This is a genomic window from Alphaproteobacteria bacterium, from assembly GCA_016699735.1.
GTDB lineage: Bacteria > Pseudomonadota > Alphaproteobacteria > Micavibrionales > Micavibrionaceae > JAGNKE01.
In genome coordinates this window covers 2483447-2500514 of sequence record CP065008.1, presented here as the reverse complement: position 1 = coordinate 2500514, position 17068 = coordinate 2483447, and the positions used below count along the sequence as shown (strand labels likewise).

At 54.3% G+C, this 17068-nt stretch carries 15 protein-coding genes; 9 read left to right on the top strand and 6 right to left on the bottom strand.

The genetic code is table 11. The features are described 5' to 3' along the window. Positions 1-94 precede the first annotated feature (94 nt). Positions 95-3298: an AsmA-like C-terminal domain-containing protein gene (locus IPN28_12490; GenBank protein ID QQS57055.1), complete on the top strand. Its 3204-nt coding sequence runs from the start codon at positions 95-97 to the stop codon at positions 3296-3298. On the opposite strand, the gene IPN28_12485 is transcribed toward IPN28_12490, so the two are convergent. From IPN28_12485 to IPN28_12470, 4 genes are read right to left on the bottom strand one after another with little or no spacing between them, the layout of a single operon-like run. Then, positions 3234-4211, bottom strand: coding sequence for an EamA family transporter (locus tag IPN28_12485; protein QQS57054.1), 978 nt, complete (start codon positions 4209-4211; stop codon positions 3234-3236). The two genes, IPN28_12490 and IPN28_12485, sit on opposite strands and share 65 nt — an antisense overlap. 2 nt (positions 4212-4213) lie before the next feature. Next, positions 4214-5557 (bottom strand): O-antigen ligase family protein, encoded by a 1344-nt coding sequence (locus IPN28_12480; protein ID QQS57053.1) that lies wholly within the window; start codon positions 5555-5557, stop codon positions 4214-4216. Between the two features lie 16 nt (positions 5558-5573). Beyond that, positions 5574-6536: a flippase-like domain-containing protein gene (locus IPN28_12475; protein QQS57052.1), complete on the bottom strand. Its 963-nt coding sequence runs from the start codon at positions 6534-6536 to the stop codon at positions 5574-5576. Positions 6537-6561: 25 nt separating this feature from the next. After that, entirely contained in the window at positions 6562-7818 is a 1257-nt protein-coding gene (locus IPN28_12470; protein ID QQS57051.1) for a tyrosine--tRNA ligase, read from the bottom strand. A 55-nt stretch (positions 7819-7873) separates the two neighbouring features. On the opposite strand from IPN28_12470, the gene IPN28_12465 reads away from it, so the two are divergent. The 8 genes from IPN28_12465 (at position 7874) to IPN28_12430 (ending at position 14419) form a co-directional block, all read left to right on the top strand. Next, positions 7874-8962, top strand: coding sequence for an anhydro-N-acetylmuramic acid kinase (locus tag IPN28_12465; protein ID QQS57050.1), 1089 nt, complete (start codon positions 7874-7876; stop codon positions 8960-8962). Between the two features lies 1 nt (position 8963). Further along, a complete protein-coding gene (locus tag IPN28_12460) occupies positions 8964-9611 on the top strand; it encodes a transglycosylase domain-containing protein (GenBank protein ID QQS57049.1) in 648 nt (215 codons plus the stop codon). Between the two features lie 39 nt (positions 9612-9650). After that, complete coding sequence (locus IPN28_12455) at positions 9651-10640, top strand: threonylcarbamoyl-AMP synthase (protein ID QQS57048.1); 990 nt, start codon at positions 9651-9653, stop codon at positions 10638-10640. Between the two features lie 98 nt (positions 10641-10738). Continuing rightward, entirely contained in the window at positions 10739-11212 is a 474-nt protein-coding gene (locus IPN28_12450; GenBank protein QQS57047.1) for a hypothetical protein, read from the top strand. Beyond that, entirely contained in the window at positions 11209-12258 is a 1050-nt protein-coding gene (locus IPN28_12445; GenBank protein QQS57046.1) for an NAD-dependent epimerase, read from the top strand. The genes IPN28_12450 and IPN28_12445 overlap by 4 nt, the downstream gene beginning before the upstream one ends. 1 nt (position 12259) lies before the next feature. Next, entirely contained in the window at positions 12260-13234 is a 975-nt protein-coding gene (locus IPN28_12440; GenBank protein ID QQS57045.1) for a sterol desaturase family protein, read from the top strand. A 580-nt stretch (positions 13235-13814) separates the two neighbouring features. Then, positions 13815-14036 carry an AbrB/MazE/SpoVT family DNA-binding domain-containing protein gene (locus tag IPN28_12435; protein QQS57044.1) on the top strand — a complete coding sequence of 74 codons (222 nt, stop codon included), beginning with the start codon at positions 13815-13817 and terminating at the stop codon, positions 14034-14036. Further along, positions 14033-14419 (top strand): type II toxin-antitoxin system death-on-curing family toxin, encoded by a 387-nt coding sequence (locus IPN28_12430; GenBank protein QQS57043.1) that lies wholly within the window; start codon positions 14033-14035, stop codon positions 14417-14419. Before IPN28_12435 ends, IPN28_12430 begins: the two co-directional genes overlap by 4 nt. A gap of 301 nt (positions 14420-14720) precedes the next feature. On the opposite strand, the gene IPN28_12425 is transcribed toward IPN28_12430, so the two are convergent. Then, positions 14721-15641: a hypothetical protein gene (locus IPN28_12425; GenBank protein ID QQS57042.1), complete on the bottom strand. Its 921-nt coding sequence runs from the start codon at positions 15639-15641 to the stop codon at positions 14721-14723. 290 nt (positions 15642-15931) lie between these two features. Further along, positions 15932-16816 carry a hypothetical protein gene (locus IPN28_12420; GenBank protein QQS57041.1) on the bottom strand — a complete coding sequence of 295 codons (885 nt, stop codon included), beginning with the start codon at positions 16814-16816 and terminating at the stop codon, positions 15932-15934. Positions 16817-17068: the final 252 nt, after the last annotated feature.

Genomic DNA, 17068 nt, shown 5'->3' with positions numbered 1-17068 from the left:
AATCCGTTTTGGCATTGACTTGAGCATGGTCAAAGCGGAGCCTGTCCTGTAATAGTTGTTTTTTGATTCAGTTCCCTCTGACCGGAGCCTTCCCGTGGTCCGCAAAAGCGTCAAAGCCGTTTCCCGCATCGGCCGATTTGCGTTTATCTTCACGCTGCTGTTTTTATTTTTTGCGGTGGTAGCGGCTGCGCTGCTCATGATGCGGATTTCCAGCAGCCCGCTGGAGATCGGATTCGCCAAGGCCTATATCGAGCAGGCGCTTTACGATCCCGACACGGGTAATCATCTGGCGATGGATCAGGTTTTCCTTTACTGGCCGGATTTCAAGGATGCGGTCAATCTGGTGATGAAGGGCGGAAAAATCCTTAACAAGGACAACAAGGTTATCCTTTCAGTCAACGAGGTCTCGCTGACGGTTTCCAAAACGGGGCTTGTTTACGGGCGGGTGATGCCCAAGACGGTTTTGATCAAGCAGCCGCAGCTCAGGCTCACGCGGACGGCGGACGGGCGCATCGATATCGGGCTGGGCGATGTTTCCGCCGATGACAGCACCGATCAGAATGATGTGATTAAGCATATTCTCGATGCGCTTTCGCAGCCGGATCAGAAGACGCCGACGGGGCATCCGCTTTCGCGGCTACGGAGCCTCAAGGTTCAAGAGGCGCGGCTGATGATCGAGGATCACATTATCGGGCTGTCGTGGTTTCTGCCGGATTTCGACGTTTCCCTGTCCCGTGCCGATTATGGCCTCAAGGCCGATATGACCATCGATCTGCCCCCCGTCCGCGGCCAGCCTTCAAGCTTCGGTCTTCTCCTGAATTACGACCGAAGGCAAGCCAAGTTCAATCTGCTGGCCGATATCCGCAATCTTGATTCCATGATATTGGCGGGAAAGTTGCCGTCTCTGGATATCCTGAGGGATCAGGACGCCGTGATGAATGCGCTGGTGCATACTTCGTTCGGTACCGATTTTCAGCCCAAGCATTTTATCTTCAAAATTTTTTCCAAGGAGGGGAGCCTTTATCATCCCGAGGTCACGAAGACTTCCGTTCCCTATAAAAATCTGAGTCTGAGCGCCGTTTATGTGCAGTCTACCGGAAAATTCGAAGTCCGCAAAACGCAGGTGACGCTGCGGGATGTGACCTTCAAGGCGGAGGCCGACCTTGTGAACAAAAACTTCCGGTCTGTGACCGGCGAAGTGCGTCTTTCCATCGACGAACTCAAACATTCCTCCATCGATCCGCTGTGGCCGGAATTCCTGCGCGGAGATAACAGCGAAAAATGGATCGTGCAGCGGATGTCGGAGGGGACATTCCGCGATCTCCGGGCAAAGGCGCAGATCCGTGCACTCAAGCTTTCGGATGAGCTTTTCGGGCCGTTTCTGGGGGCGCCGCCCGAGCCGCCGGAGGAAGCGTCGGCGGGCGGATGGGATATCGGGGTGGATCAGGTCGAAGCTGAATATTCCTATGAAAATCTTTCGGTCGATTACCGCGCTCCGCTTTTTCCTATCACGCAATCCAAGGGAACGGGCCGTTTTGATCTGAAGGCCGATACGCTCACGGCGACAATCGAAGAAGGAAAAATCGGCGCTCTTGATGTCAGCGAAGGGACGCTTCTTCTGGGCGAAGTCGTGGCGGTAGGGAAGGGGTCGGCCGAAATTTCCACGCATATTGAGGGGCCGTTGCAGGAGGTGATCTCCTATATGTCCAACGAGCCGATCGACCTGCAGAAAAAGAAAAAAATCGATCTCAAGAATGTGAAGGGCGATGCCGCGATTGATCTGTTTCTGGGCTTCGATACCAGCAAGCCCGTGTTGATGGATGAAATGGTGATTACGGCGAAAGGCACGCTCAAGGATTACGTCCTGCCCGATGTGGTAAGGCAGTTGGACTTGTCCGGTCCCGCGCTGGATTTCACGCTTGAGGACAAGAAAGTCTCCGCTGGCGGAAAAGCGGAGCTTTATAACCGGGATATTGACTTCACGTGGGAAGAATATCTCTCCAGCGAGGGGAAGCCTCATAAATCGAAGGCGACCGCGAAGCTTAGCGTCGATCCGAATTTGCGGAAGGAGTTGGGCATTGTACTGGATTTTTTCCTCGAAGGAACCGTTCCCGTCGATCTATCCTATGTTACGCAGAATGACGGCAGCGGGGTTGCCGATGTCACCGCCGATCTGACGCAAGCAAGGTTTTTTATTGAGCCGTTCGATTACGAGAAAGAAGCGGGGGAAAAAGGCTCAACCGAATTTAAGGCGGTCTTCAAGGACGACGATCTACAGGAAATCAAAGGCCTGAGCGGGAAGGCGCCGCGCTTTACGCTGGAGAATACGCGGCTGGATTTCAGCGGCAAGGGCAAGAATACGGCGTTGAGCGGCGGGGCGCTCAAGCGGTTCACGCTGGATGAGACGGACGCGAAGCTTGATTTTACGGTCGATTCCAAGGGACTCTATAAGGTGATCTTCGATGCGGCTTTCCTGGATGCGCGGCCTTTTCTGGATGCCGAGGAGGTGAAGGCGGTCTACACCGATCCGCCGACCATCATTTCCGCTTCGGCGGCGAAAATGCGGACGGCGGACAAGCAGACCATCAGCGATACCAAGCTTTACATGGATATCGATGCCGAGGGGCGTTTCAACCAGTTGGAAATGGACGCCAAGACCGGGAAGGGCGATATCTACCTCCGTTTCAAGCCCGACAAGGCGGGCAGGCGCAAATTTTTCATGGAGATCACCGATGCCGGGGCGTTCCTCAAGGCCTTCAATCTCTATAACGGGATGCGCGGCGGCACCATGACGGTGTCGGGGGAGCCGGTGAAAAGTGTCCGCGACCGCAATTTCAAGGGAACGGCCGAGATCAGGGATTTCGTGGTGGACAAGGCGCCGGCGATGACCAAGCTTTTAAGCATCCTTTCGCTTCCCGGTCTGATGGAAGTTTTGAAGGATGACGGGCTCGCGTTCACGCGCCTGGAGACCGAGTTCAACTGGTATTACCGAACAAAGGGCAGTCTTCTGGAATTGCGGGAGGGGCGCACGTCCGGAAATACGCTGGGGCTGACGTTCGATGGGAAGTTCGACAATGCGGAACTGACCGTCGATGTGTCCGGGACGCTGATCCCGCTTTCGGGGATTAACGAGATTATCGGGAAAATCCCGCTGGTGGGGGATATCATTACGGGCGGGTCGGGCAGCCTGTTTGCCGCGACCTACAGCATCAAGGGCAAGATGGCGGATCCGGTCATTTCGGCGAATCCGCTGTCGGTTCTGACTCCGGGGATTCTGAGGCGGATCCTGTTCGAATGATTTCGCGGGCGCGGCGCGGGCGCCATTGCAGAAGGTTCTCGCGGTTGGCCAGCGTGATGACGTTTCCAAACAATATGAGAGCAATTCCGGCGAGAGCGCCGGGAGTCCAGACGTAGCCTTCGAAAAAGGTCGAGATGGTGAGGGCGACGATGGGGAAAAGGATGGTGGCGTAAGCGGCCTTGTCTGCGCCGATCCTGTGGACCAGCGTGAGATAGCAGCCAAAGGCGACTGCCGAGCCGAAGACCGACAGGTATAGCAGAGATATGATATAGGAGGGGGTGAACGCAAAGGTCAGAGGTGCGCCCGCGAGCAAGGCCAGAATAAAGGAATAGGCCGCGCCGTAGACCATGCCCATGGCGTTGCCCTCGATGACGGGGATACCGCTGCGGGTATTCCGCAGGGAGACCATGTTGCCTAGCGAGGCGCTGTACGATCCGGCGAGGCAGAGGGCGATGCCGATGATCTTGCCCTCCTTCAGGCTCAGGGAGTCAATCTCCGGCCAGAAGACGAGGATGATCCCCGTCAGTCCGATTATGCTGCCCACGATCACTTTCCTGTTGAAGGGGATGCCGAAGAACAAGGCCTGATTGAGCGTGTTCAGAAGGCTCATGGAGGAGAAGACCACCGAGACCAGTCCCGTGGTGAGGTAGGCCGTGCCCTGATAAAACAGCCAGAAATTCAGGCAAAAGAGGAACAGCCCCTGCAGCGCGATGAAGGCGTGTTGTCTTACGGTGAAGCGGGCGTTCCTGAGTCTTCCGGTTATGACCAGAAAGATAAAGAGGGTCAGAGCCGCTGCCGTAAAACGGTAGCAGACCGAGAGCAGCGGGTGGACGGTGCCGATCTGGAAGGAGACGGCGAACCACGTCGATCCCCAGATCAGGACGGTGAGGGCATAAAGAAGGGCGTTGGGCATTTTTAATTACAAAGGGGCGAGTCGCCGATTTTGGCAATATCATTCTGTCTTGCTTGCATTTTTTTTGCCCCTAACGCCAGCCCTAGAATGAACCAGAGAAAGCGCGTGTACATCACCTCGTGAAACAGCGAGAAGGCGGCGAAGACCAGCAGAAAGAAAAAAACGGCGCGTTGGAAGTCTGCTGCGTCCGACGCTTTTTGCTGTTTAGAAAAGCCCTTTTTCCAGGTTTCGTTTAGGCAGAACATAAAAAACACCGTGAAGGACAGCAGGCCGAGAAGTCCGGTTTCGACCAGCAGCCAGAGGGGGGTGCAGTCGATGATATCGATAAACTTACCGCGTTTTTCGATCTGGAAATCCTTATACTGCCCCAGTCCCGCGCCGATCAGCAGATTGCTCTTGCTATAAAGCTCCAGCCCGTCTTCAAGAGCCACCATCCGTTTATGGTCGCCATCGTACTTGACCTTTTCTCCCAGCGCGGTTACGGCCAGCAAACGCCTGAACTGGATATTTTTTTCAATATCCCGGCTGGCGTATAGCAGGGTTGCCCCGTAAGCGATGAGAGCGCCTAGCAGGAGCGTGGGTAGTATCTTTTTTAAAAAAACTTTTGGTTTTTTTATGAGAACGCCGACTATGAGGACGGCCCCCACGATCCAACCCGTGCGGGAGGCGTTGTAGACCGCAAAGGACGGGACCAAAAGCCAGAACAGGAACAATAAAACCTTATGGGTTTGCGGGGCGTCTTCTTTTCTTAAGCTTTCGATCAGGAGCAAGCAGGCCATGGCCAGCAGGGCGAAGGCGTTGCGGTTGGCCATAAAGCCTTCCCAAGCAAAGTTGCCGAGCCTTAAGTTCAATCCCGTCAGGCTTTGCCCCAAGAGCGCCAGAAGACTCAGGATCAGAGTAAGTGTAAAAAATCCGCAGAAGGTGAGGGAAAAAAGCCTAAGCAGGCGTTCGGGCGGACTGTCTGCCGCCAGCCATGCTCCTATCGCCAGATACGCCAGCAGGATCAGAAAACCGATGTACTTATTCACGAAGGCCCAGGTCAGATTGTCTCCCCCTGAGGAATAAGATTGCGCCATGGAGAGTGTCATCGCTGCCGCTGAGAGGAGCAGGGTTATGAGAAGCCGGCTTTCAAATCTCGGTCCGCTGGATTGTTTGCGGAAGAGACTCAAGAGGATGAAGGGGACAAGAAAAGGCAGGAGAAGATCGGCGAGATTGATCCTTAATCCCGCGTATGAATTGCTCTGGAAGAGCGTGACCTGAATTTGCAGGGCCATGGCCAGACACGTGGCGATCCATAAGGGCGCGGGGTGTTCGACGTTGCTGATTATTTTGAGAAAACGGGGCATCTCCGTCCTTGCGAGGTCAGGAATATTTCCCGGCGGGCTTATTCGTACCCAGAAAATCCCTGAGATCGTTGCGGAGGAGATAGGGGAGGCCGTAGATAAGGGGCGCGATCAGGCCGACAAGGCCGACCTGAATGGAGAGCAGGAAGGATTGCTCCATGCTGTAGCCGATCAGGCCGAGACCATAAACGAAGGCGCTCTCGCGGATGCCCCAGCCGCCGAACCCGACGGGCAGGCTGGAGATCAAAGCCAGAATGGGCAGGAGGGCCAGAAACTCCAGAGTCTTACCCTCCGGCCCATGTATCCCGAGAGAAAGCGCATAGACACTGGCGATGAACAGCGCTTGGGCGATCAGGCTGTGGATGGATGTGGAGAGAATCATTTGGCGGTTTGTAAAAAACTTTGTGAGCGTTTTGAGCATCTGTGCGTGGCGGCCCTCCCGTTCATTCCTGTCCCAGAGGCCGGAGCGGTAAAACCAGAGCAGAACAAAGACCGTTGCCGCAAAGCCCAAAAGGATCAGACACAGAACACCCAGTATTTTCCGATCCACGGCGTGGATCAGGAAGGGCAGACCGACTGCGCTCAGCATCATCAGGGCAAAAAGGGTCATGAATCTGTCCAGGCAGGTGGCGATCACCGCATGGGTCAAATCTATGCCGTGACGCACGGCCAGTCCCGATTTGGCGATCATACCGCCGATCGTATTGATAAAGAGGATGTTGGCGAAGTATCCGGCGATATTCGTCAGGACGCTGGTCTTGAACGGGATTTTCACGATCCCGCAGTTCAGATAGGCGTGCCAGCGCAAATTCAGGAAATATATCTGTCCTATAACCAGAAGGGTTGAGAGGATAAAGAGCGGTAATTCGGGCGCATGGTCGGACTGCCACCATTTCATGAGAATCTGGTGGTCCATTTGCGAGAGGATCAGCAAAAAAAGAAGGCCGCTTAGAGATAAGCGGAAGAGAATCTTGAAATTCATGAGGTATTTTAGCGCCTAAATATTTTCAGGCGGGGATTTTTATGAGGGCGTGGTGTTTTTTCCCCGAGGAAATTTTAATGACGCCTTCTTTGGAGAGGTCCGATATTCCGACGGTTTGCTCAACCGCGCCGACGGGAACATCATTGACGCGGGCGCCGCCGCCCTGAATGAGGCGCCGTGCTTCACCTTTGGAGGTGCTGAGGCCGCTTTCGACCAGCAGGTCCACGACGCTGGCGCCGCGTTTGAGGCGGTCGATCTCAATGACCACTGAGGGGAGATCCTGGCCGACCGATCCTTTTTCAAAGACTTCGACGGCGGTGTTCTGTGCCTGCACGGCGGCGTGTTCGCCGCGGCACATCCGGGTGGCCTCGAAGGCGAGGATTTTCTTGGCGTCGTTGATCTCCGCCCCCTGAAGTTGCTCCAGACGGCGGATTTCGTCCATCGGCAGGGTGGTGAAGAGTTTCAGGAAGCGGATCACGTCGGCATCGGCCGTGTTGCGCCAGAACTGGTAATAATCGTAAGCGGGGAGTTTTTTCTCGTCCAGCCAGACGGTGCCTTCGGCGGTCTTGCCCATCTTGCCGCCGGATGCGGTGGTCAGCAAAGGGGTCGTCAGGGCGAAAATGTTGGCGCCGTCCTTGCGGCGGGCCAGTTCGACGCCGTTAATGATGTTGCCCCATTGATCCGAGCCGCCCATCTGCAGAATGACGCCGTAACGCCGATGGAGTTCCAGAAAGTCATAGGCCTGCAGGATCATGTAGTTGAATTCAAGGAAGGTCAGGGGCTGTTCGCGCTCCAGACGGGTTTTGACTGAATCGAAGGACAGCATCCGGTTGATGGTGAAATGCGGGCCGTATTCGCGCAGGAAGTCGATATAATTCAGGTTTTCCAGCCAGTCGGAGTTGTTCAAAAGCTTGGCGTCGTTGCGGCCATAGCCGAACTTCAGGAAGACGGAGAGAATCCAGGTAATACCCTTTATGTTTGCCGCAATCGTGGCGTCGTTCATCATCTTGCGGCTCTCGTCCTTGCCGGAAGGGTCGCCGATCTTGGTGGTGCCGCCGCCCATGAGGGTGATCGGCTTATGGCCGGTTTTCTGGAACCAGTAGAGCATCATGATCTGGACGAGCGAACCGGCATGAAGGCTGTCGGCGGTGGCGTCGAAGCCGATATAGGCGGTTTGCGATCCTTCCGTGAGTTTTGTATCCAGCCCTTCGAAGTCGCTGCACTGGTGGATAAAGCCGCGTTCGGTTAAAATGTTTAGAAAATCCGATTTATATGTGCTCATAATATAATAAATACCGTGCGCCGTGGCGCACGCCTGAAAATGGTAAGCCCGAGATATGATACAGAAAAAAATCCAGAGTGCAATTGGGCTTATGTCCGGTACTTCATTCGATGGTGTAGATATCGCGTGGATCGAGACGGACGGGGAGGCTTATGTGCGGCCTCTGGCTTTTGAGGCTTTTCCTTATTCGGATACGGAGCGGGAGACGGTCCGCCTTGCGCTGGGGCGGCGCGAGAAGGGGGCGGAGACCGCGGCCGCCGAACGGATTGTTACCGAGAGGCATATCGTCTGTCTAAGGCAATTTATGGAAAAAAATACCCTTCAGCCGGGGCGGATCGACGTCATCGGGTTTCACGGGCAGACGGTCTTTCACGATCCGGCCCATAAATTTACATGGCAGATCGGGGATTCGCAGGCGCTGGCCGATGCGTGCGGCATTCCCGTTGTGGGACAGATGCGGGTTGCGGATGTGCAGGCGGGCGGGCAGGGGGCGCCGCTGCTTCCCCTTTACCACCGGGCGCTGACGCATGAATTGAAAAAACCTTTGGCTGTTTTGAATATCGGCGGTGTGTCCAACATCACATGGATCGGCGCGGGGGCTATCCTTGCGTTCGATTGCGGTCCCGGCAATGCGCTGCTGGACGATTTCGTGCTGAAACGGACGGGAAAGCCGTACGATGAGGGCGGGGCGTTGGCCTCTCATGGTGCCGCGGATGCGGCGCGGGTCAAGGACTGGCTCGGCCATCCGTATTTTTCCCTCAAGCCCCCGAAATCTCTGGACCGCGATGCATGGCGCCATGCGGATGTCGGTGATCTCAATGATGCGGATGGGGCGGCGACGCTGCTGGAGTTTACCGTGCGGAGCATCGAGAAGGGGCTGGCGCTTTGCCCCGTGCCGCCGCGCTCCATTCATGTCACGGGGGGCGGGCGGCTGAACGCGCAGATGATGAAGCGGCTGCAGGCGTTGTTTCAGGTTCCTGTCGCGCCCGTGGAGGCGCTGGGCTGGAACGGCGATGCGATCGAGGCGCAGGGGTTTGCGTATCTGGCGGTGCGGTCGCTGCTGGGGCTGCCGCTGACCGAGCCGGGAACGACGGGGGTGCCGAAGGCGCTGACGGGCGGGGTTTTGTACAGGCCGGGGGGATGAAGTGCGGACGTTTCTTTTAGTGATTTTGGGTTTGATCTTACTGGTGGTTGTAGCTGGTGCCGGATATGTGTCTTATCGTCTTTATTCGATTCTTCCCGAGAATACCGCGCCCTCCCAAGCCGAATACCCGCAAGCCGCGCTGGATTTATTGAAAGTTAGTATTGTTGAAGATGATATTGTTATACCCGGCTGGTTGCAGCTTTGCTATTCAGCCGCTAGAAAGTTATTTTATCGTCTTCCCTATGAAAAATATCGTCAAGTGTCTCGTCTTGGAGAATGGCATCAAAATTGGATTTTTGTTGCTCTTTGGGTTGGTTCGAACTGGAGCCAGCATGAGATACTTACTACTCTTCTTCATGAGCAGAGGTATGATCATAAATGGAAGGGTTTAGAGTTGGCTTCGCAGCAATTTTTTGGTGTGTCTGTATATGAGCTGTCTATTCCTGAGATCGCTGTTTTAATCGCAAACATTCAATCGAATAGCGCGTATGATCCATGGTGCTATCGGGATAAAGTTCAACAGAAAGCCTCCAAAATTTTGATTGCTTATCAGAAGGTTGTGCCTAATCTCGTATTTGATTCCAATCAAATGTTTTCTCGTTTAAGGCTCAGAGAAGACAAGTTCTGCGAAACGGAAGCTCGCGAATAAACCTTGCCTTTTCCTGCCGTTAATGGCTTTGTTCGGGGCATGAGCCGGATCGTCAGCCCCAGCCCTGAAGCCATTCGAGACGCTGCGGAAATCCTGCGGGCGGGCGGGCTGGTCGGCCTGCCCACGGAAACCGTCTACGGGCTGGCGGCCAACGCGCTGGACGGGCAGGCGGTCGCCAAAATTTTTGCGGCGAAGGGGCGGCCCGCCTTCAATCCCCTCATTATTCATTGTCATAGCGTTGAACAAGCTTCTGCGCTGGTCACGATGACTCCGGAGGCTTTGGCTTTGGCGGAGGCGTTCTGGCCGGGGCCGTTAACATTGATCCTGAAACGTACGAAGGATTGCCCGGTCAGCGATCTGGCGGGGGCCGGCCTGCCTACGCTGGCGGTGCGGATACCCAAACATGAGGTGGCGCTTGCGGTCCTTAAGGCCTGCGCCCTGCCGCTGGCCGCGCCGAGCGCCAATAAATCCGGCGCGTTGAGCGCCACGACGCCCGCGCACGTGGCGGAGGCCTTTAAAGATGAAATCGGCCTGATCCTTGCGGCGGGGGCTTGTGCGGTGGGTGTTGAGTCTACGGTGCTTGATCTTTCGTCCGGGGAGCCTGCGGTGGTTCGGCCCGGAGCGATTACGGCGGAGGAGATTTCCGAGGTGCTGGGGCGCACGGTTATATATGACAAGGGCGACCCCGACGCGCCGCGTTCGCCGGGGCAGCTTCTGAAGCATTACGCACCGTCCATCCCCGTCCGCATGAACGCCATTGACCTTTTCCCCGGCGAGGCGCTGCTGGCGTTCGGCTCGATCAACTTTATGGGGATCAAGGGGGGCGGGGCGGCCAAGGATATGCCGGACGACAGTTTGCGGAATTTGAGCGAGGAGGCCGATCTGCATCAGGCGGCGGCGAACCTCTTTTCCATGATGCGGCAGTTGGATCAACCCGCGCATAAAGCCATTGCCGTCATGCCCATTCCCGATACGGGGATCGGGGTGGCGATCAACGATCGGCTGCGGCGGGCGGGGGAATCGGGATGATTTCCGCTATCGCGGCTTGCGGGTTTCATGCTAAAAATCATTGTATAAGCTCAAGAAAACTAAGGCTTTCGATGTCGTTACGCGTTACTTTTTTTCTTATGGCCGTTTTTTTGCTTTCCGGATTGTCTTTTAAGGCGCGTTCGGCGGATGCGCCTGCCAAGGTGGTTGCCCCGCCCAAGGCCGAGACTGTTCATGAAACCGTCAAGCTGTCGGCGCAGATCGATGCGTATAACGCGTTCTGCAAGAAGGAGAGCGCCTTGGGGCAGGGGGCGATCACTCGCCTTGTTCCCGAGAAGGAGGCGAAAAGGCGCGAGGAACTCGGGGCTTTAAAGGATCAATCCTTCAAGGCGGCTAAAATGCGGCTGGATGAGAAGAAGTATGCGTGCGACTCGCCTGATTTTCTTATGGAAAAATTTTCGATCATGCAGCAGTTGAAAATCCTGTTCGCGGATATTCTCGGGGTTGATCCGACCAAGCAGAAGCTGGACGGGTCGCCATTGCCGCCGCCACCGAAGGAGATTCTGGAGCAGAATAAGAAGAGTGTTCCCCCGGAGACGGAGGGGACTCCATGACACGGATTCTAGTCACCGGAGCGGCGGGGTTCATCGGATATCATTTCGTCAGGCGCTTGTGCGTGAGCGGCGGATTTGAGGTTCTGGGGATCGATAATCTCAACGATTATTATGATGTATCGCTTAAGCATGGGCGGCTAAAGGCTTTAGAATCTTGTAAAAACTTTATTTTCAAAAAACTTGATCTTGCGGATGAGAAAGGCATGGCGGCGCTGTTTGCCGATTTCAAGCCGGAGATCGTCGTCAATCTCGCGGCGCAGGCGGGGGTGCGGTATTCTCTGGAGAACCCTAAGGCTTATGTGGACAGCAATTTGACGGGGTTCTTGAATGTGCTTGAGGGCTGCCGGCATCACGGGGTGCGGCATCTGGTGTTTGCGTCCTCCTCCTCGGTTTACGGGGCGAACCGGAAGCTGCCGTTTTCGGAGACGGATAATGTCGATCATCCGGTCAGCCTTTATGCGGCGACGAAGAAGGGTGGGGAACTGATGGCGCACAGCTACGCGCATCTGTACGGGATTCCTTGCACGGGGCTGCGTTTTTTTACGGTCTACGGCCCGTGGGGGCGGCCGGATATGGCTTATTTTAAATTCACCAAGGCTATCGTCGAGGGCAAGGCCATAGACGTTTATAATAACGGGGATATGAGGCGCGACTTTACTTTTATCGATGATATCGTCGAATCGATGGAGCGGGTTCTGGAATATATCCCCAAGGCAAATCCTTCATATGACTTAATGAATCCCGATCCTTCACAGAGCGCCGATCCGTACCGTATCTACAATATCGGGGCACATTCGCCCGAAAACCTCATGGATTTAATTCAGATCATCGAGAAAGAGCTTGGAATAACAGCGAAAAAGAATTTTCTTCCCATGCAGCCGGGCGACGTTTACGCGACGTATGCCGATACGGACTCGCTGGAGGCGGCTGTGGGCTTCCGGCCCAAGACATCCCTGCAAGAGGGGATGAAAACATTCATGGAATGGTATAAGGATTATTACAGCGTCGGCGCAGCTGTTCCCGCCAAGAGCGCCGCGAAGGTTTGAGATGGAGCAGACGACACAAGCCCTGCAAAAGGAAGAGGAATCCGCCCTCAAGTACTGGCTGTCGTGGATCGCGTGGCCGGGGCTTTTCATGCTCTGCATGACCCTGACCGGGATTGCGTTTTCGTTCGGGATTCCGATCCTCGGGTTTATTTTTTCTTACATACTTCTCATTTTCAGCCTGTTTTTCCTGGAGCGGTTCATGCCGCACGAGCGGGAATGGCTGGAGCCGGACGGCCAGACGCTGGCGGATATCGCGCATACGCTGACCACCAAGGGGACGGTGCATACGTTGTTCGTGTTTGCCGGGGTGATCGGGCTGTCGGAGGTGTTCCGGCCCGTTACGGAGCAGGGGTACGGGATTTTCGGGCCGGATCTGTGGCCGCGCAACTGGCCGATGGGTTTTCAGGTGGCTTTTGCCGTGGTGATTGCCGAATTCATGTGCTACTGGTCGCACCGCACGGCGCATGAAATCCCTGTGCTGTGGCGTTTTCATGCCGTGCATCACAGCGTCACGCGGCTGTGGTTCGTCAATACCGGGCGGTTTCATTTCATGGATAGTCTCTACCGTGTGCTGATGGGGATGATCCCGCTCGCGCTGCTGGGGGCGCCGATGGAGGTTCTACAATGGATGTCCGCGGTCACGGCCTTTATCGGGATGCTCACGCATTGCAACGTAGAGATGCGCTTTGGCTGGCTTTCCTCTGTGTTCAATACGCCGGGGCTGCACCGCTGGCATCACAGCCGCGATCTGGCTGAGGGCAATACAAATTACGGGGAGAATATCGTGCTGTGGGATATGATTTTCGGCACCTACATCAACCCGAAGGACCGCCGCCCGCCGGCGAATATCGGGATCAACGAATTCATGCCCGCGAAATTCACGCACCAGCTGCTGTGGCCGTTCCTGAACAAGGATAAACGGAAGGATTTCCGTGCGAAGGCGCCGGGGATGGGCGTTCGGACCAAGTCCGGTTAGTCCGGTTTTTCAAGGTTAAGTGATTGATTTGTCAGGGCGCGGAGGAGAGCGGACTAAGTTCTTCGCGTTTCGCTCGTGTTTGATTTTCCGCGCTATGAAAAAGGGCGCAGTGCGCCCTTGACGGTTTGAGTATAGCGGGTTTGCGGGCGGTTGGCAAAAAGTGGTTTTAACCGCAGAGGCGCAGGGGGCGCAGAGTTTTTTTTGAAACACAGCGGGCACGGCGATCACAACGCGGGCGGCGCTTTTCTTGTCATTCCTGCGAAAGCTGGAACCTATTGAATTGTTTTGACTGGATCCCCGCTTGCGCGGGGATGCTAGAAGAGGGGAGCGCGGGAGGCTTTGAGTCTTTGCGACTTGGCGATTCCAGGGCTGCAGGCGAGAAGGGTTCATTTGAATCGCGAAGACGCGAAGGGGGCGGTGGTTTCGTTTGCGATTGCGCTCAGGATTGGCCGTGGACCCCGGCCTGCGGCTCGGTGACGGGTTCGGTGGCGTTTTGTTTTGATTTTGACTCAAGCATTTTGACGGGGCGGCGTTTTTGTTATAACATGAGTTATAACATCTTTTTCCGAAAGGCGCGGCCATGGAACTGAAAATCACCAAGATCGGCAATTCGCTGGGCGTCGTTTTGCCCAAGGAGGTGCTGACGCATCTCAACCTCGAAAAGGGGGATGCGCTGTGGCTGCGCGAAACGAGCGAGGGTGTCACCCTGTCGCCCTATGACCCCTCCTTTGCGGAGCAGATGGACGCGGCGCGTAAACTCATGAAAAAGCGCCGGAACGCGCTGCGCGAACTGGCGAAATGAGCAAGATTATCTGGATTCTGGAAACGGTTGCACTGGCCGTGCATGACGCGCAGGTCGGTGAGCATGGCGGGCTTGCGGGGGTGCGCGACCTTTCCCTTTTGCAATCCGCGCTGGCAAGGCCGCAGAATCTTTTGAATTACGGGACACCGGACCTTGCGGCGCTGGCAGCTTCGTATGGATACGGCATTGCGCGGAACCATCCGTTTCAGGACGGGAACAAGCGCACGGCGTTCGTCGTGACGGAACTCTTCCTGCTGCTCAACGGGTTTGAACTGGCGGTGGATGATGCGGCGTGTGTTCTGATGACCGTGGGGCTGGCGGGCGGGAGCGTGAGCGAGGAGGAGTTCGCTGCATGGATCAGGGAGAATATGAAAAAGCTTTAATTTTACCCCAGAGGCGCGGAGGGCGCAGAGTTTTTTGAAACACAACGATCACGGCGATCACGACGAAGGCCGCGCTTTCTTGTCATTCCGGCTGGATGCCCGCTTGAGCGGGGATGCTAGAAGAGGGGGGGCGGGAGGCTTGGCGATGATGGGCGGCCTGTGAGGATGGCCTTTGAATCGCGAAGACGCGAAGGGGGCGGGGCTTGGGTTTTCCGGCGGCGCTCAGGATTATCCGTGGACCCCGGCCTGCGCCGGGGTGACGCTAACCAGGAAGCCGAGCCGGTTTATAAAGGTCAAGACGTCATGGGTTAGGTTCTTTTGTATGATTCTTGAATTGGTTATGCGCTGTCAGCGCCAAAAGAATAATTACATGGTAGCTGAAAATTTCTATGTTATCTGCGAAAGGAATCTCATGATACAGAATCATGCTGTTTATTTCGGCATAAAAGTTGATTGCGGAGATTATTAATCCAAACGACAACCAAATTATTGGTATTAGCAGCATGTATCTTAATGGCACATAGAGCAGATATATGATTAGGCTAATCACAAATGCTATGTTTCTGCCATCTAGAAGGCTTTGATCGAAGCTATAATTGTATATGTCCAGAAGTATTCCCGCTAGAAAGCGGGTGTAAAAAAACAAGATAATACTATTCGCTACCGACTTTCGACTGCATGTTTCTTTTAGTTCTTTTGAAATCTGTCGCGGCGGGCATTTCAAAATCAAGCATGAGAATGTAATAAAAAGGCATATCAAGAACAGCACCTTAAGCACTTGATCCAGAAATGCTCTTTTGATTTCTTCGCTCGGAAACCTATTATCTGAAACAGCCCAGTGTGGATTTAGCGGTGAAACGTATATTGTTTTTTCAAGTTTGCATGGCTGTTCGCCTGTATATGTAATGTATTTTAAGGCGTATTCTTCTTCGCCTACCCTATAGGTTTGTTCTGGAAAATTTAAAGCTTCAGGTATACCGGCTAAGTTTTGGTCAGCATGCCAAGGCGGTTCATAAATCCAATCGGCCCCTTGATAATTGCATGTCAGGGGGTTTTCCGAGTTTTCCAATTCCAGCGGAATATAGGTGTAGTGTGCGAAAGTTTGGGCCATGAAGGGAAGATTGAGGTTAACGCAGACCAAGATTACATAAAGAGTCAGACAAAACCCATGCAGCACGAGGCCTTGGCGATGCGATCTGTCGATTTTTTCTATCGGGTTCATTTCCCTCGTATTATAGCGCCTGTTGGCGCCTTCGTCATTCCGGCGGAGGCCGGAATCCTCATAAGCTTTTTGACTGAATCCCCGCTTGCGCGGGGATGACAAAGGAGGGCAAGGGTGTCTTTGCGGCTTTGCGATTCACGGCCATAGGCGCGAAAGCTTCATTTGAATCGCGAAGACGCGAAGGGGGCGGTGGTTTCCTTCAGGAGGGCGCTCAGGATTGTCCGTGGACCCCGGCCTACGCCGGGGTGACGAGAGCGAGGCGACCATAGGGCTTATGATCTTGGAGAATTTTACAGGGTTGGTTTTTTCAACAATCTGCCGATTTTATTTACTGCTTCCTCTATCAGGACCAATGCTAAGTGTATTATTAGCGCAAGGGGGCACCAATATAAGGCGTGACCTGTGAGGAAAAAAAGATAAGCGACTATTGCCGGTCCCAGTAACAGGTAGGGTTTGGGGGCGTAAATTACATAAAATATTATTCCAACCAGAGAAGGCAGAATATTGAATAAAAAGCTTTCCTCGATGCCCGGAAAGTTTGTCTTGGTTAAATGATACGACAAGACACAAAGCATTGATACGCAAACAGAGCTATATCCAGAGAGTATGACGCTATTTTCAAAGCTCATTTTTTTACTTGATTGATAAATATTCTGAACAACGGCGGAAAATTTGCAGCCAAGAGCGAAAGAAGAAGCCATGAAGAGGATCGCAGCGTATGCGATTAAGGCGATTGTCTGATAAACGAAGGCAGTCCAGATTTTCCCTGTCGGTATCCGATTATCCGCCACAGACCATGCTGGGTTGATGAAAGAGTAGTAAGCAGTCTTCGAGAGCCTGTGAGGCGCCTCAAACGTGTAGGTCGTGAATATTAACGTGTATTCCCTACCGCTAACCTTATAGGTGTGTGTGGGTATTTTTTGGCCACAGTATTTTGTGTTTTGCCACCAGCGCCAATACCAAGGTTCGCTCCAACAATAGGATAGTTCTCCATATTGCAGTGGTGCGCTGGAGTCTTCGAGTTCTACAGGAACATAGGTGTAGTGTGCAACAATTTGTGCGAACACAGGCAAATTATAATTCACGTAAAACAATACGAAGAACAGCATCAGGCAAAAGCCATGCAGCACGAGGCTTTGGCGATGCGATCTGTCGATTTTTTCTATCGGGTTCATTTCCCTCGTATTATAGCGCCTGTTGGCGCCTTCGTCATTCCGGCGGAGGCGGGAATCCATTTTTTATAACTACAGAGAACGCAGAGATAAACAGAGATTATGGCGCTTATGGTCTCTGTCTTCCTCTGTTTGTCTCAGTCGTTTATTTTGTGGATCCCCGCTTGCGCGGGGATGCCAAAGAAGGGGCGAGAATCTTTTTGTTGCTTTGCCCCTCTCCCTTGGTCTCTCTCTCTTGGTCCCTCTCCCCGCAGG